This window comes from Paraburkholderia sp. BL25I1N1 (genome assembly GCF_003002025.1).
Lineage (GTDB): Bacteria > Pseudomonadota > Gammaproteobacteria > Burkholderiales > Burkholderiaceae > Paraburkholderia.
This window is the reverse complement of the sequence record NZ_PVZB01000005.1, coordinates 392404-408644: the sequence shown is the minus strand read 5'-3', so window position 1 is coordinate 408644 and position 16241 is coordinate 392404. Positions and strand designations below refer to the sequence as shown.

At 62.6% G+C, this 16241-nt stretch carries 16 protein-coding genes; 12 read left to right on the top strand and 4 right to left on the bottom strand.

The annotated features are described in order from the left end of the window. Positions 1–236 (top strand): hypothetical protein (locus B0G73_RS40910; protein WP_219907270.1); only part of this gene is annotated, 236 nt, incomplete at its 5' end. 137 nt (positions 237–373) lie between these two features. Here the strand turns inward: B0G73_RS40910 and B0G73_RS10610 are convergent. Further along, positions 374–1489, bottom strand: coding sequence for an AI-2E family transporter (locus B0G73_RS10610; protein ID WP_106280425.1), 1116 nt, complete (start codon positions 1487–1489; stop codon positions 374–376). A gap of 269 nt (positions 1490–1758) precedes the next feature. Between B0G73_RS10610 and B0G73_RS10605 the strand changes: the two genes are divergently transcribed. The 4 genes from B0G73_RS10605 (at position 1759) to B0G73_RS10590 (ending at position 5698) form a co-directional block, all read left to right on the top strand. Continuing rightward, positions 1759–2973 (top strand): DUF2863 family protein, encoded by a 1215-nt coding sequence (locus B0G73_RS10605; RefSeq protein ID WP_106280423.1) that lies wholly within the window; start codon positions 1759–1761, stop codon positions 2971–2973. Between the two features lie 234 nt (positions 2974–3207). After that, a complete protein-coding gene (locus tag B0G73_RS10600; protein ID WP_106280421.1) occupies positions 3208–4086 on the top strand; it encodes a response regulator transcription factor in 879 nt (292 codons plus the stop codon). Between the two features lie 112 nt (positions 4087–4198). After that, complete coding sequence (locus tag B0G73_RS10595; protein WP_106280419.1) at positions 4199–4873, top strand: energy-coupling factor ABC transporter permease; 675 nt, start codon at positions 4199–4201, stop codon at positions 4871–4873. Positions 4874–5041: 168 nt separating this feature from the next. After that, positions 5042–5698, top strand: a complete 657-nt coding sequence (locus B0G73_RS10590; RefSeq protein WP_106280417.1) for a BspC domain-containing protein — start codon at positions 5042–5044, stop codon at positions 5696–5698. 111 nt (positions 5699–5809) lie between these two features. On the opposite strand, the gene B0G73_RS10585 is transcribed toward B0G73_RS10590, so the two are convergent. Next, positions 5810–6964 (bottom strand): M14-type cytosolic carboxypeptidase, encoded by a 1155-nt coding sequence (locus tag B0G73_RS10585; RefSeq protein WP_106280415.1) that lies wholly within the window; start codon positions 6962–6964, stop codon positions 5810–5812. Positions 6965–6997: 33 nt separating this feature from the next. Continuing rightward, on the bottom strand, positions 6998–7780 hold the full coding sequence (gene yaaA / locus B0G73_RS10580; RefSeq protein WP_106280413.1) for a peroxide stress protein YaaA: 783 nt from the start codon (positions 7778–7780) through the stop codon (positions 6998–7000). A 57-nt stretch (positions 7781–7837) separates the two neighbouring features. Here yaaA and B0G73_RS10575 point away from each other — a divergent pair, with 57 nt between their 5' ends. Then, positions 7838–8335 (top strand): putative toxin-antitoxin system toxin component, PIN family, encoded by a 498-nt coding sequence (locus tag B0G73_RS10575; protein WP_106280411.1) that lies wholly within the window; start codon positions 7838–7840, stop codon positions 8333–8335. A gap of 142 nt (positions 8336–8477) precedes the next feature. After that, positions 8478–9650 carry a pyridoxal phosphate-dependent aminotransferase gene (locus tag B0G73_RS10570; protein ID WP_106280409.1) on the top strand — a complete coding sequence of 391 codons (1173 nt, stop codon included), beginning with the start codon at positions 8478–8480 and terminating at the stop codon, positions 9648–9650. Positions 9651–9756: 106 nt separating this feature from the next. Here B0G73_RS10570 and B0G73_RS10565 read toward each other — a convergent pair whose 3' ends face one another. Next, positions 9757–10404: a glutathione S-transferase family protein gene (locus B0G73_RS10565; protein ID WP_106280407.1), complete on the bottom strand. Its 648-nt coding sequence runs from the start codon at positions 10402–10404 to the stop codon at positions 9757–9759. A gap of 125 nt (positions 10405–10529) precedes the next feature. Between B0G73_RS10565 and B0G73_RS10560 the strand changes: the two genes are divergently transcribed. The 5 genes from B0G73_RS10560 (at position 10530) to B0G73_RS10540 (ending at position 16088) form a co-directional block, all read left to right on the top strand. Next, a complete protein-coding gene (locus B0G73_RS10560; protein ID WP_106280405.1) occupies positions 10530–12095 on the top strand; it encodes a 3-hydroxyacyl-CoA dehydrogenase in 1566 nt (521 codons plus the stop codon). After that, the gene (locus tag B0G73_RS10555; protein WP_106280403.1) at positions 12092–12880 is read left to right on the top strand and encodes an oxepin-CoA hydrolase, alternative type; all 789 of its coding nucleotides are present in this window, start codon (positions 12092–12094) and stop codon (positions 12878–12880) included. The genes B0G73_RS10560 and B0G73_RS10555 overlap by 4 nt, the downstream gene beginning before the upstream one ends. A gap of 11 nt (positions 12881–12891) precedes the next feature. Next, the gene (locus tag B0G73_RS10550; protein WP_106280401.1) at positions 12892–13608 is read left to right on the top strand and encodes a histidine phosphatase family protein; all 717 of its coding nucleotides are present in this window, start codon (positions 12892–12894) and stop codon (positions 13606–13608) included. A 21-nt stretch (positions 13609–13629) separates the two neighbouring features. Further along, the gene (locus B0G73_RS10545; protein ID WP_106280399.1) at positions 13630–14736 is read left to right on the top strand and encodes a phosphotransferase; all 1107 of its coding nucleotides are present in this window, start codon (positions 13630–13632) and stop codon (positions 14734–14736) included. A gap of 92 nt (positions 14737–14828) precedes the next feature. After that, on the top strand, positions 14829–16088 hold the full coding sequence (locus B0G73_RS10540) for an acyl-CoA dehydrogenase family protein (protein WP_106280398.1): 1260 nt from the start codon (positions 14829–14831) through the stop codon (positions 16086–16088). Positions 16089–16241 lie beyond the last annotated feature (153 nt).

Genomic DNA, 16241 nt, shown 5'->3' with positions numbered 1-16241 from the left:
GATACTTTCGCTTGTTCCGGCAGATCCCGAAGGGCCCGCCGGCGCGTCGCGCATCAAGCGCCCACACTTATCGGCTGTTAATTTTTAAAGATCGAGTACGCATTCACCACCGAACCCGCACCGCAGGTCGTCAACATCACAACCACCCGGCACCGCTTCGTTCTGCGTCGCTGCATCAGCAGCAGAGAAGCGAGATTATGAAGAACTTCCGCTACGCCGTCAACAGGTTTTTCTAACTTCCTGAACCTGCCCGCTTCGCTGAAAGCCTTGCCACTGCTGGCTCTCCCGCCTCCCGTGCCCCGTTGTCCGAAGCACGAAAGAGCGAGATTCTAGCGAGCCCGAACCCGCCTTGCAAGCGTTATCTGGAATTTATTCAGGGCACCTTTTTTACGGCGCCCGGCTCATCGACAACAAGCGCCTTCACGTCGGGCGTCGAGGCGCGCGCAGCGGGCGCGCCGATCGTCCAGTCGTGAAGCACGGTATACGCGACCGCCAGCAAAGTCGGTCCGATGAAAACCCCAAGGAATCCAAAAGCAAATGCACCGCCCAAGATACCTAGCATCACCAGAATCAGAGGCATGTCGCTATTCTTGCCGATCAGGATCGGCTTGATGACATTGTCGGACATGCCGACGGCCAGCACGCCCCACACCACCAAAAAGATCGCCCACCCCGTCGCGCCGCCGTGGTACAGCCAGATTGCCGCGGGCAACCAGACGACAACAGGGCCGCCCGGTATCACCGACAGGAAGAATGTCGCCAACCCGAGCAACGCCGGTGCCGGCACACCGGCGATCCAGCATCCAAAACCAGCCAGAATACCTTGCACGAGCGCCGTGCCGAGAATTCCGTAGACAACGCCTTTCACCGTGCTGCCGGCGAGTGCCAACAGATAATCGGCGCGCTCGCCGGCAATACGCCGCATGCCCGCAGTCAGCCAGGCAGCCGCGCCCTCCCCGCCTGTGTAGAAAAAGAAAGCCAGCACGATGCTCAATGCCAGCAGCCCGAGGCCGTGCGTAATAGCAATCGCGGCCGCCAGAATCCATTTGCCGGCGGGCGCCGCGAGCGTACGCAGTTGCGCGATCAGTTCCGAATTGCTACTTGTGAGCCGCTCCCAGAATGCCTCGATGTTAGAACCCACCAGCGGAATCCGGGCAACCCACGGTGGCAAATCCGGCAAGCCGGCCTCGAAGAGCCGCTGCACCAGCGCGACGATCTCGTGCACGTGCGCCCCAAAGGCAAATCCCGCGTACACAAACGGGCCAAGCACCACAATCAGGATGATCAACACGATCAAGGTGGCGGCCCCTTTACGACGGCCGCCCAGGGCAGCGGTCAGCCGCCGGTACAAGCCCCACGAGCTATAGCTGAGAATCGCGCCCCACAGCAGCGCGGTCGTAAAAGGCGCCAGCACCAGCAGCGAACCGCCCACCAGAATAATCAGCGCGAAAACCGCGGCAAGACGTTCGATCAGTTGGTCCGATTTCACGATGAATCTCCTGTTGCGCCAAGCTCCAGTGACGAGCGGACGTAGGTTTGTCGAGCGCCCTGAAAGGGTCAGTATAGGAGCGAGTCATGCGCCCGGGGCGTCTTATATCATCAGGTCAGGTCGTCATGCAAAGGCCCCGACAGGTCCGCTCGGCAGCTCTGATTTTTAGTGTAGAAACGTCTTAATTCATCCGGCATTGCCGGCCAAACAATATGGCGGCATAGAAAAGACTAGAATATAAGGTTCTGTGCACCCCAATTTCCGGATTTATGCGCTCGCGAATCGCCAAACGTCTCCCCCCCGATGCCGACAAGCTTGTCGGTCTCTCGCTCGCGCTTTTCGCGTCGGGCAGCCGCACCGAGGACCGCTTCTGGGAAGCGAAACTCGACGCGCTGCTGGCCAAAATCGTTCGCAACGCCAACCAGACCACGCTGGATGCCGCGCTCGACCATCTGCAGCAAAATCATCCCGATGCCTACGGGGCGCTCGCCGACATGGCGGAAACCCATAGCGAGTCGTTCATCGTCGAACATGAAGGCGTGCCTTACGAGGCGCTGCTGATCGCCGCGCCGGTGCTCGCGTGGACGCGCTACATGATCCCGTCCGGCCCGCTCAAGGCCGACGCCGCCGACGCCCTGCGCGCACATCTGCAAGCGCACGTGCTCGCGACCAACACGCGGGTCGCCCTGGCGCCGTTCCTGTACAGCATCGATCAACTGCCGCGTCATCATGTCGAAACCTGGCGCATTGCCCAGCAACTCGCGCAAGCAGCCATGGCTGGCGGCAACGTCAAATTGAATTTCGGCGAGCTGCCGGAAACCTCGCCGATACTGGCCGACCCGCGCTTCCTGCTGGCCGTGGTCGCGGCGCCGGTCGGCGAACCGACATTCCGCTGGCAGGAAGAAGAACACGGCAACCGGATCGAACGCGGGCAGTGCCTTGAACAATGGGCTACACAAGGCGGCGCCAATCTGTCGCTGGTGTTGCCGGGTTGCGAATTCGAGTGCCTGCTGCCGGACGCCTATTACTCGGCCTGCCGCGACGCCGACGAACGCGTGCGTCCTCATACCGTGCGCACTGCCGTGCGCTATCTGTTCGACACGATCGGCGCCGCGCCGCAGGAGTTGCGCGCCGTTGTCGCAGGCTTCGGCGAGCGCCGCATCGACGAATACCGCGTCGGCTTCACGCGCCGCGGCAGCAATGACGTGATCTACGGCGTCGTGTGGCCGCTGTACGGCCGTGAGAACGGCGAACCCGGCATCGACGAAGAACCGCAGGAAACCGCCGCTTCGGACGACCCGCTCGAAGAAATCGTCGCGTTGCTCAAGGAAACCGGCGTGACCGAAGTGCGCCGCCACGCCGGCCGCTTCGAGCCGGAATATTGCGACGACTGCGGCGTACCGCTGTATGCCGATCCGCTTGGCGAAATCGTCCACGCCGAAATGCCGGAGGACGCGGAACCCGCGCAGCCGCACTTCCATTGACCCTCTTCGCCGGCGCGTTTTGCGCGCCGGAGTCGACATTGAAAAGCCCCGTCGCGCGCGGGGCTTTTTTGTGCTCGCCCGGTTTTACGTCATTCCTCTTATGCCTTTTGGACAGGCCGTCAAACAGAAGGGAATTTGTCATCATAGGCATGGCGACGCATCGCGAACGCATCCGGCTCTCACGCGCCGTGCGCACGCATCGCGCCACTTCGCCCGACTCATCTGGAGACATGCATGCGATTCTCGATACTCAACTCAGACGCGGAACGACGTGACGGGCTCAAAGCACTGCTGCGGCAAATCGACCGCCTGGCGCGTTTCAACGAAGCACAAGACTGGCGTCAGGTCGAACGCACGCTCAAGCGTCAGCGGCCCGACCTGCTGCTGGTCGATTGGCAGGACTGGATGTCAATCGCCGATATTCGCCATCTGCTCAGCCATTACCCCGATCTGCGCATTGCCGTGCTGTCCGATCAGATCTCGCCGGCCGCCGTGCGAGATCTCATGGACGAAGGCGTGCTCGGCGTCGTGCCGCGCGACACCGATCCCTGCTTGATCGTGCGCGCGTTTGAAATGGTGCTGCTGGGCGGTCACTACGTGCCGCCCGGCGCGCTGGCGCTCGATCCCCCGCTGCCACCGGACCTCACCATCCGGCCGTTCGACGAAAAGAGCCCACCGCCGCGTCGCGCCAGACTGGCCAACGTACTGTCGCCCCGTCAGCAGCAGATCATGCGCTGCGTCCATATGGGGAGCACCAACAAGATGATCGCGCGCACGCTCGGCATCAGCGAAGGCACGGTCAAGATCCATCTGACCAGCATATTCCAGCAGCTCGGCGCGCCCAATCGCGCGGCCGCGGTCGCGCTCTATAACGGCTGGCTGTCGAATCATTTGCAGGTGCTGCGCAATGGCGGCGACGGCCCGGTGCGCCCGATCATGGGCCAACCCGGCGTGGTGCCGTTACGGCGTCGCGCGCGGCGGCGCTTCCAGTATCCGTTGCCGGCTAACGACACCGCTGCGTTGTTGCCCATGGCGGCAGAACCAGGCGCACCGTACGGAGATGCGCCGTGCGTCGGGCCCGCACCGGACCCGCTCGCACCAGGCCCTGGATGAACGCCGCCGGCGCGCGCAACGGAATCCGGGCGAGCACTTTCCGGCAGCGTTTGCGCCTGCTGGCATGGAATCCGCTCACACCTTTTCTCGTCCAACGAGTAATATGAGACTCATGGGTTTCCTCTACACACCGCTTCCGTTCTGGGTCGCTGTCGGTGGCTGGATCGCCACTGCGATAGTGGTCGCGCTCGCGCTGTGGAAAAATCCTTTCAAACGACTTCAGGACGGCACACTGCAGCATGTCTGGCTTGCGATCATCGTCGCAGTGTCGGTGCTGTGGGCAAGTAATGCGTGGCTCGACGACGGCACGGTCATGCATCTGCTCGGCGCCACGCTAGTCGTCACGTTGTTCGACTGGGCGTTGGCGCTGATCGCCATGGCGGTGGTCACGGGTCTTGCCGCCGTCGTCTTCGATGCGCCATGGCAGGGCATCGCACTTACGTTCCTCGTGTACGGTGCACTGCCGGTCGGCATTTCCACTTTGCTCCAGCGCATCAGCATCGCGTGGCTGCCACGCAATCTCTTCATGTTCATTCTCGGCCAGGGCTTTGTTTCGCCTGCCATCGCCGTGTCGCTCACGGCGGCCGCCGCCCTCGGCATTCATATCGCGCTCGCCGACGGTTCGATGGCCGTGGTGCCCGCCGGCTACGCATTCAGCGTGTTCCTGCTTGCCACCGGGGAATCGTGGTTCACCGGCATGTCGACGGCGTTGATCTCGGTCTACCGTCCGGCGTGGGTCACCACCTATGATGTGCGGAGATACCGGCTGGGCGGACCACGCACCTGACACTCGCGCGGGCACGGAACGCGTATTGACGGCGAACAGCGACTTGGCTTCGTCGAGCCGCCCGGGCCCACACACTCCCAACAGGAAAATATTTGTGTCAGGATTGAACTCCACCCTCTTGCCGGGCATCTTACGTGCCTCATGTCTCATTAGCGTCTAACTAACTAGATGGATCGCACCAACGTACCGCGCCGATTGCTGCGGCTGGTCGGCCGGTTGGCAACATGTGCGGCGAGTCTCTCGCTCATATGCTCTGCTCCCGCATTCGCCGATCAACTCGAACAGCACAACGATCTCGTCAACAAATTTGTCAATGACCTGCATGCGGACCCGCTCGTTGCGGACTGCGCAGCCCATGGCAACTTTGTCGCCAGCACGTCGACCGCCTTCGACCATGTCGAATTTCCACCTAGTTCGTTCGACAGCGCGCATGCGTCGGTCACGCCCTGGAACGATTCGTTCGACGAGGGCAAGCAGCGCGTCAAGGTAGACAATATCGTCACCGTCGAAGGGCTCGGCATCCGGCAGAGCGGCAGCGGCGATCCCGCGGATCTCAAGTTCCGCTGCGGCTACGTCGGCGCGCAGATGCTCGCGTTCAGCTGGAACGATCCGGTGCCGCCGGCCCGCGCGCGCAGTTCGGAACCGTCGGGGTCGCGTGCATCGTCGGGCAAGCACAAGAGCGCCAAAGGCAAGCACTCGGCGAGCGGCAAGACTACGAAGAAAGCCACCACCAAGTCGTCCAAGCCAAGCTCGGGCAAATCATCGAAAGCAAGCTCGAACAAAGCAGCTTCGAAGAAGGCCGTGGCGAAGAAGAAAACTCATTAGCGGGTCACGCTGACGGCATCCGCCTGCCAGTGCGGCAGGTCAACCACGCGCCCTAATGAAAAACGAGGCACACACTTCACAGTGTGTGCCTCGTTTTATGTGCAGCGACGTTCAGACAAATGTTTCCACGTGCCGCAAGATCGCCTGGAGCATTGCAGCGCCGAGCGCGGCGCTGCGCTCGCCGTTCCAGCCCACTCGTTCGTCGGGCAGATTGGCGTTGTCCTTGAACGGCATCTCCAAAGTCAGCGACAGGCAGCCGAATTCGTTGCCGATATACTTCGACGCCAGCTTCAATGCGTCCTCGCGATACTTGCTCGCGGCGTAGCCATACTTGTCCTGAAAATCTGGACTCGCCTGCTTGAACGCTTCGATGAACGCCTTCTGCTCCTGCCCTTGCCGCTCGGTGAAGCCCGGCAGCATTTCGGAGCCGGCCACGAAAACGTAAGGCAGCGCCTCGTCGCCGTGGATATCGAAGAACAGATCGCAACCAGTGGCGTGAATCGCGTCGCGCACCACCAGCACCTCGGGGCTGCGCGCGGCATCCGGCGCCATCCACTCGCGATTCAAATTCGCGCCGGCCGCATTCGTGCGCAGATTGCCGTGCACGCTGCCGTCCGGATTCATGTTCGGCACAATGTAAAAGACCGCGTGATCATAGAGCTTGCGCGCGACCGGGTCGCCCGCCCAATCGCCCCAACCCGCGAGCCGCTTTACGAGACCCTCGATAAACCATTCGGCCATCGTCTCGCCTGGATGCTGGCGCGCGATCAGCCAGATCTTCTTCTTGGGCGTGTCGCCGGTTTGCGGCGTACCGAGCGTAAGTAGCGACATGGGCCGGCCTTCGACGGTCGTGCCCAACTCGGTGAGCGTGGCTTGCGGCATCTGCTGCACCGCGCCGAGAAACTCCGAGTGGCGTTCCTCGCTGTACGGCTCGAAGTACGCGTAGTAAATACGGTCGAAATCCGGTGTGTGATCGATCGTCAGCACACGGCCGTCGTACGACGTCGGCACGCGAAACCAGTTCACGCGGTCATAGCTCGCCACCGCCTGATAGTCGCGCCAGCCTTCGGCAAAGGCACACGCGGCCGCATTCTCGAACGTCATCACGCAGCGTTCGCCCGCCGCGCCCGACAAGCGGAAATAAAACCATTGCGCGAACTCGGCACGGCTGTCCGGCCGCACGCGCAAGCGGATGTTGCCTGCTTCTTCGCAGGAGAGCACTTCGATCGCACCCGCGTCGAAGTTGCTTGTAATCGATAACGTCATGATGTTCTTCCCTGCTTGTCTGCGTGGCGACGCTTAGTCAGCGACGCGTCGGCGGAATACGTAAGTGGAATCGTTCGAGGCTTCGGTGTCGAACGCATAGCCGCCGGCGTCGAAGTCCTTCAGTTGCTCAGGCCGGTCGAGGCGATTCTCCACGGCATAGCGAGCCATCAGGCCGCGCGCGCGCTTTGCATGGAAGCTGATGATCTTGTAGCGGCCGCCCTTCCAGTCTTCGAAAACGGGCGTGATGATCGGCGCTTCGAGCAGCTTCGGCTTGACCGACTTGAAGTATTCGCCCGATGCGCAGTTCACCAGCACTCGCGACGCCACGGCATTCTTCTTCAGTTGCGCATTCAACGCCTGCGTAATCCGCTCGCCCCAGAACGCGTACAGATCCTTGCCGCGCGGGTTGGCGAAACGCGTACCCATCTCGAGCCGGTACGGCTGCAGCAGATCAAGCGGCCGCAGCAAACCGTACAGGCCGGACAGCACGCGCACGTGATTCTGCGCATAGTCCAGATCCGCCGACGAGAGCGTCTTCGCATTGAAGCCCTCGTACACGTCGCCGTTGAACGCCAGTACCGCCTGCTTGGCGTTGTGCGTGCCGAACTTGGGCGACCACTCCGCGTAACGCTGGAAATTGAGGTGCGCGAGCTGATCCGAAATGTCCATCAGGGAGGCGATCTGCTGCGGCGACAAACGACGCAATCCGCCAATCAATTCGGCCGCGTCGTCGACAAAATCGGGGATCGTGTGCTTTTTGACGTGGGGCGGGGTTTCGTAGTCGAGCGATTTCGCCGGCGACAGAACGATTATCATAGAGGCTTGCAGGCACGCCGTGCCTGGCGGTCAAAGACGAAAGCCAGATTGTAACGAATGCCCGGTTCCCATGCCTCACCCGACGCTTTGCGCGTCGTCCTCGATTCCAATGTGTGGATCGACATTCTCGTGTTCGACGACCCGCACACGCGGCCGATCGCGGCCGCGCTCGAAAGCGGCGCGCTGATCGCGCTGATCGACGCACGCTGCCTCGCCGAACTTACCTATGTGCTCGACTATCCGCAATTCGTGCATCGGAATGTGGACAAGGCCGTAGCGCTGGCGGTCGTTTCACGGCTCGCGCAGTTGGTCGAACCCGCGGCGCAAGCAGAAGATGCCAGGCCCTTGCCCAAATGCAAAGACCGCGACGACCAGAAGTTTCTCGAGCTTGCGCACGCCGCGCAGGCCGACTGGCTGGTTTCGAAGGATCGCGCCGTGTTGAAGCTGGCCAAGCGGATTGCACGTGACTTCGGGTTTCAGATCGCACAACCGGCGCCGTTCGTCGCCGCCATCGGCATGTCGCTGAACGCGGCCGGCGAGCCTTTAACCGCATGACCCGCCAGCCGCATGGCCCTGGCCAGACGGCTAACGTGAGTTCCATGGTGCGCACAGCGCGCCGCGATTCCCTACAATCAGGCTTCGCCCGTTTCACGCGACGCCTTTGTCTAACCCATTTGCCCACGCTCCGGACAGCGCCATGAATGCACCGCACGACACGCCTTCGAGTCCCACGTTTCCGTCTCGCCTGCCGGACGTCGGCACGACGATTTTCACCGTGATGAGCGCGCTCGCGGCCGAAAAAGGCGCGGTCAATCTGGGTCAGGGCTTTCCCGATTTCAACTGCGATCCGCGCATCGTCGATGCGGTCGCGAACGCCATGCGCGACGGCCACAATCAGTACCCGCCCATGGCCGGCGTCGCGCCGCTGCGTCAGGCGATCTCGGACAAGATCGAAAAGCTGTACGGCCGCCGCTACAACGCCACCACCGAGATCACCGTGACAGCGGGCGCGACGCAGGCGTTGCTGACCGCGATTCTCTGCACGGTCCACCCGGGCGACGAGGTGATCGTGGTCGAGCCGACCTACGACAGCTACCTGCCATCCATCGAACTGGCCGGCGGCAAGCCGGTGTTCGTCACGCTCGACGCGCCCGACTACGCGATCCCGTTCGACAAGCTCGCCGCCGCGATCACGCCGAAAACGCGGCTGCTGCTGATCAACACGCCGCACAATCCGACCGGCACGGTGTGGCGCGCGGAAGACATGCGCAAGCTCGAAGAGATCGTGCGCGGCACCAACGTGCTGATCCTGTCCGACGAAGTGTATGAACACATGGTCTACGACGGCGCGCCGCACGAGAGCGTGGCGCGCTATCCCGAACTTGCGCAACGCAGTTTCGTGGTGTCGAGCTTCGGCAAGACGTATCACGTAACGGGCTGGAAGGTCGGCTACGTGGCCGCGCCCGCCGCGCTCACCGCCGAGTTCCGCAAGGTGCACCAGTTCAACGTGTTCACTGTCAACACGCCAATGCAGATCGGTCTCGCCGATTACATGAACGACCCCGCGCCATATCTCGGCCTGCCCGCGTTTTATCAGAAGAAGCGCGACTTCTTCCGCGCCGGCCTCGCGAACTCACGCTTCAAACTGTTGCCGTGCACGGGCACGTACTTTCAGTGCGTCGACTATTCGGCGATCAGCGACTTGCCCGAAGCCGAATTCGCGCAATGGCTGACCGGCGAAATCGGCGTAGCGGCCATTCCGGTCTCGGCCTTCTATCACGAGGCCCATGAATCGGGCGTGGTGCGCTTCTGCTTTGCCAAGCAGGAAAGCACGCTGGCCACCGCGCTCGAGCGGCTGGCGCGCCTCTAGCATGTCCCGCGCGATGCTGAGAACGAACCAACGTTCCTTGCCATCGCGCGTAGCGGCCCGGGCGTGCGCGGCACGCCCCGATTCGCCTGCTTCCCGGCCGCGCCCGTCAAACCGGGCGCGACGCCGCGACATACGCCTTGCGGTCCTCGGTCACACGCTGCGCGGCAGGCCTCACGTTGATCGCTTTCACATAGCTCTTCCAGTCGATCCCTGCGTCGAGCAGAAAATCGCTGCCGTAGATGGTCTGCGTCGCCATGCCCACCAGCGGCAAACTCACATAGCCGGCCGTATCCGCGACGCTGAAACGCTCGCCCCTCAGATACGGCCCGAACTTCGCGATCCGTTTAAAGCCGGCGATGTGATGCCTGAGCAGTTTCTCGACACGCCCTTTGGTCGCCTCGGTCACGGTGCCGCCAAAGAATGCTTCCTTGTAGAGATTGCGCACCGTCAGTTCGAGATGCACGTCGACGAACATGATCAGTTCGCGCTCTTTGGCCGCTTCCCATGGGTCGGCGGAGAAAATCGCCTTGTCGGGAAAGCGCGCGGCCAGATACTCGACAATGCATTGCGATTCACTCAGGTCGCCTTCTTCAGTCTGCAGATAAGGCACTTTGCCGAGCGGCGAATGCTCGAGCATGGCCTCGTCCTGGCTCGGCTTCACGGACACTTCTTCGAACGGAATGTCGTGTTCGAGCAGCACGAACTTCACTTTGTTGTAGTAGTTAGAGAGCGCGAAACCGCACAGCTTGATCATTGGGTGTCTCCTTCCCTTGAGTTGTCTACGGCCGCTCTTCGACGTCACAACAGCGGCCTTCGATCAATCATCCAGTAAATTGCACGATCGTGCTATTCTAAAATAACCATGGAGTCGAGTTTCCAATGACCTCTCGCAATTTCAGCATCGAGACTATCGGCATTGTCGGAACCGGAGCAATGGGCCGCGGTATCGCCCAGATCGCCGCGCTGGCCGGTCTCACCGTGCGTCTGTACGACACTAACCCTGCTGCGATCGGCGCCGCGCGCGACTACCTCGCCGAGACTTTCGCCAAATTGACCGCTAAAGGCAAGCTCGATCAGGCCCGCTCGCTTGCGGCGCTCGCGAACGTGAGCGGCGCGCAGAGCATCGGCGAACTGGCCGGCTGCGATCTGGTCGTCGAGGCGATCGTCGAGAAACTCGACGTGAAGCAGGCGCTATTCCGCGAACTCGAGACCGTCGTGAGCGGCCGCTGCGTGTTGGCGTCCAACACGTCTTCGTTGTCCATCACGGCAATTGCGGCCGGCTGCAGTGACCCGTCGCGCGTGGTCGGCTATCACTTCTTCAATCCCGTACCGTTGATGAAGGTCGTCGAGGTGATCGACGGTCTGCGCAGCGACCCCGCGGCAGGCGACGCGCTGATGGATCTCGCGCGCCGCATGGGTCACACGCCGGTGCGTGCGAAAGATATGCCCGGCTTCATCGTGAATCACGCGGGCCGCGGCATGAATACCGAAGGCTTGCGCGTGGCCGGTGAAGGTGTGGCGAGTTTCGCCGACATCGACCGCATCATGCGCGAGCAGGCGGGCTTTCGCCTCGGCCCATTCGAGTTGCTCGATCTGACGGCGCTGGACGTCTCGCATCCGGTGATGGAGTCGATCTACCATCAGTTCTATGAAGAGCCGCGCTTCACGCCGTCGCCGATTACCGGCACGCGACTCGCCGGCGGACTGCTCGGCCGCAAGACCGGCGAAGGCTTTTATCGCTACGAAGACGGCAAGCAGCAAGTGGCCGCCGAAGCGCCCATACCGACCGGACTGCCGGCAAGCGTCTGGGTCAGCAAGCGTTATCCGCAAGCCCGCGACGCGGTCGTGCAACTCATCGAGAAAGCCGGTGTGAAGCTCGACGACGGCGCCACGCCCGCAGCGAATTCGCTGATCGTCGTCACACCGTTCGGTCACGATGCGACCACGGCCGCGGTCGATGAAGCGCTGGACGCAACCCGCGTCGTCGCGATCGATGCGCTCTTCCCGCTGGTCGGCGCGCAACGCCGCACGCTGATGACAACGCCCGCCACCGCGCGCAGCGCGCGTGACGCGGCGCACGCACTCTTTGCCGCCGACGGCGTGCCCGTCACCGTGATCCGCGACTCGACCGGCTTTGTCGCGCAACGCGTGGTGGCGACTATCGTCAACATCGGCTGCGACATCGCACAAAAACAGATCGCCACGCCGGAAGACATCGACCTCGCCGTGACACTCGGCCTCGGCTACCCGCGCGGCCCGCTAGCCCTCGGCGACGCGCTCGGCTCAACAACGATCCTGGCCATCCTGCGCAACATGTTCAGTGTGCTCGGCGATCCGCGCTATCGTCCGTCTCCATGGCTCGCGCGGCGAGCGCAACTTGGCATGTCGTTGACCCGGCGCGACGCGGCCGACATCGAAACGAAGACTCAGGAGACACAACAATGAGCGCCGAACTGCTGACCTCGCGCCCCACCGAAAGCGAATCGACACTAGTCCTCACGCTCTCGAACCCAGGCGCACGCAACGCGCTGCACCCGGACATGTACGCCGCCGGCATCGAGGCGCTCGACTCGGTGGAACGCGATCCGTCGATTCGCGCCGTCGTGATCACCGGCGCTGACAACTTCTTCTGCGCGGGCGGCAATCTGAACCGCTTGCTGGAGAACCGCGCGAAAGATCCGTCCGTGCAAGCGGAGAGCATCGATCTGCTCGGCGAATGGATCTCGGCGGTGCGTCTTTCGTCGAAGCCGGTGATCGCCGCCGTCGATGGCGCCGCGGCCGGCGCGGGATTCTCGCTCGCGCTGGCCTGCGACCTGATCGTGGCCGCGGACGAAGCCAAATTCGTCATGTCGTATGCACGCGTCGGCCTGACGCCCGACGGCGGCGGGTCGTGGTTTCTCGCTCAAGCCCTGCCGCGTCAATTGGCCACGGAAGTGTTGATCGAAGGCAAACCGATCGGGGCAACACGCCTGCATGAACTCGGCGTCGTCAACAAGCTGGTCAAGACCGGCACCGTGCGCGACGCCGCGGTCGCCTGGGCCGACGAGCTCGGCAAGATTTCGCCCAACTCGGTCGCGCGCATCAAGGGGTTGATCGGCACGGCCGGCACGCAGCCGCTCGCCGATCATCTGGTGGCGGAGCGCGACAGCTTTGTCGCCTCGCTGCATCACCGTGACGGGCTTGAAGGGATTTCCGCGTTCCTCGAAAAACGCGCGCCGGTCTATAAGTGAACGAAGGAACGATGCCCGACTATCAACTGCCCAAGCGCCGCCGCATCTTTTTGATGCGTCACGGCGACGTCACCTACTTCGACGACTCCGGCCGCGCGATCGATCCTGAAACCGTGCCGCTGAACGCTAACGGCCGCGAGCAAGCCAGCACGGCGGGCCGCGTGTTCGCACAACAGCAGGTGCGTTTCGACCGGGTGATCGTCAGCGGTTTGCCGCGCACCATCGAAACCGCGCGGCGCGTGTTGGCCGAGACCGGCCAGCAGATCGAACTCGAAATCGAACCCGCCTGGGAAGAGATTCGCGGCGGCAAGCTCAGCAATATTCCGCTGCAAGACATAGAAGCGGCGTTTCTGGGCGTGTTCGACGGTATCGTGCCGGAAAGCACACAGTTTCTTGACGGCGAGACCATCGGCGCGCTGTTCGATCGCGTCTTGCCTGCGGTCGCGGCGCTGCGCGAGGACACGTCGTGGGACACTGTGCTGCTGGTTCTGCATGGCGGCGTGAACCGGGCAATCCTGTCGCATGCTCTTACGGCCGGCGGCCGCACGTTTTTCGGCCATCTGGCGCAAGCCACCGGCTGCATCAACGCGCTCGACGTGGGCGCCGCACCGCGTGACTGGGTGCTGCGCACGATCAACTATTCACCGCCGTCGCCGTTGCATCGCGACGTCCGCAACACCACGATGGAAATGCTCTACGCACAATTCATTCAATACAAGCGTAGCTGAACCCCGAACTGGAGGAGACAGATGGTGCAAGCCACACAGACCGGCGAACCAGAACACCAACCGGATTATTCGGATTTCGAAGGCACGCGCCCTGTCAGCGAGCGGCAACGCTTTGACACCGGCGCGCTCGCCGTCTGGCTGACCCAACATGTCGACGGATTTTCCGGACCTCTCACACTGGAGCAGTTCGCCGGAGGTCAGTCCAATCCGACGTTCAAGCTGCTCACGCCGTCCCGCTCGTATGTGATGCGCGCCAAACCGGGGCCGGCGGCAAAACTACTGCCGTCGGCGCACGCCGTCGAACGCGAATACCGCGTGATGCACGCACTCGCCGACACCGACGTGCCGGTCGCGAAGATGCTCGCCTTGTGCGAGGACGAAAGCGTGATCGGCCGCGCGTTTTATGTCATGGAGTTCGTCGAGGGCCGCGTGCTGTGGGATCAATCGTTGCCGGGCATGACGCCCGCCGAACGCGCCGCCATCTACGACGAAGTGAACCGCGTGATCGCGGCGCTGCATAGCGTCGACGTCCCGGCCGTGGGTCTCGCCGACTACGGCAAGCCAGGCAACTACTTCGCACGCCAGATCGGCCGCTGGAGCAAGCAGTACATCGCGTCCGAGACTGAAACTATCGACGCCATGCAGCGCCTGATCGAATGGCTGCCGCAGCATATGCCGGCTGAAACGGGCGAGCGCACATCGGTCGTGCATGGCGACTACCGGCTCGACAATCTGATCTTTCATCCCGAGGAACCACGCGTGCTCGCCGTGCTCGACTGGGAGTTGTCTACGCTCGGCGATCCGCTCGCCGATTTCGCGTATCACTGCATGGCATGGCACGTCGACCCGGCGCAATTCCGCGGCATCGCGGGCCTCGATTGGGCGGCCCTCGGCATTCCTGACGAGCAACAGTACGTCGAACGCTATTGCCAACGCACAGGCTTCGAGATTCACGGCGACTGGAATTTCTATCTGGCCTACAACATGTTTCGCATTGCCGCGATCCTGCAAGGGATCATGAAACGCGTCGTCGACGGTACGGCAGCCAGCGCTCAGGCGCTCGATGCCGGCCGCCGCGCGAAGCCGATGGCCGAACTCGCCTGGCGCTACGCGCAGAAAGTGCGCTGACTGGCATCGCGTGCTGAATCGCACATCTGGTTGTGCGTTCTGCCGCGCTCCGAACAAACGTCGTCCGTTACCCGTCATTCGCGAGGTCTTACATGAATTTCGATTACACCCCGAAGGTTCAGGCGTTGCGCGAAAAGCTGCTCGCATTCTTCGACGAGCACATCTATCCGAACGAGCAGGCATTCTATGCAGAGATTGCAGGCAATCGCCAAAGCGGTAACGCGTGGCTGCCAACCGAACTGATCGAACAACTCAAGCAGAAAGCGCGCGACGCCGGCTTGTGGAATCTATTCCTGCCCGACTCCGTGCGCGGCGCCGGTTTGACGAATCTCGAATACGCGCCGCTATGCGAGATCATGGGCCGCGTGCCCTGGGCGCCTGAAGTATTCAACTGCAACGCGCCCGACACCGGCAATATGGAAACGATCGAGCGCTACGGCAGCGACGACAACAAGCGCGCGTGGCTCGAACCGCTGCTACAAGGTCAGATCCGTTCGGCGTTTCTGATGACGGAGCCTGAAGTGGCATCGTCGGATGCGACCAATATCCAGACCAGCATCGTGCGCGACGGCGATTACTACGTGGTCAACGGCCACAAGTGGTGGTCGTCCGGCGCGGGCGATCCGCGCTGCAAGATCTATATCGTCATGGGCAAGACCGATCCGGAAGCGCCGCGTCACCAGCAGCAGTCGATGATACTGATTCCCGCCGACGCCACCGGCATCACCGTGCATCGTCCGCTCACCGTGTTCGGTTACGACGACGCGCCGCACGGGCACATGGAAATCACGCTCGAGAACGTGCGCGTACCGGTCGGCAACATGCTGCTCGGCGAAGGCCGCGGCTTCGAGATCGCGCAAGGGCGACTCGGGCCGGGACGCATCCATCACTGCATGCGTCTGATCGGTCTTGCTGAACGCGCGCTTGAACTCATGTCGAAACGTTCGCTGCAACGTGTCGCGTTCGGCAAACCGGTCGCCGCGCAAGGCGTCACGCAGGAACGTATCGCCGAAGCGCGCTGCATGATCGAGCAGGCGCGTCTCCTCACGCTGAAAACGGCCTACATGATGGACACTGTCGGCAACAAAGGCGCGCGCGGCGAGATCGCGATGATCAAGGTCGTTGCGCCGAACATGGCGTGTCAGGTGATCGACTGGGCGATTCAGGCGCACGGCGGCGGCGGCGTCAGCGACGATTTTCCGCTCGCGTATGCCTACGCGTCGGCGCGAACCCTGCGTTTCGCCGACGGCCCCGACGAGGTGCACCGCAACGCGATCGCCAAGCTGGAACTCGCGCGTTATATGGATGCGGGCGCGGCGGCTCGTGTGGAGACGCCGATCACGCGGGTTTGATGCTGGGCTGAGCCCAGCCCGGAAGTTCAACCCGGCGCCGCGAAGCCGCGACTGACTTGCAGCGCCGCCAGCAGCATCGCGCGATCTATGCTCTAATTTTCGTCAACAGCGGCGCCCTTCGAGGCGCCGCTTTCACGAGACAAAGGAACTACG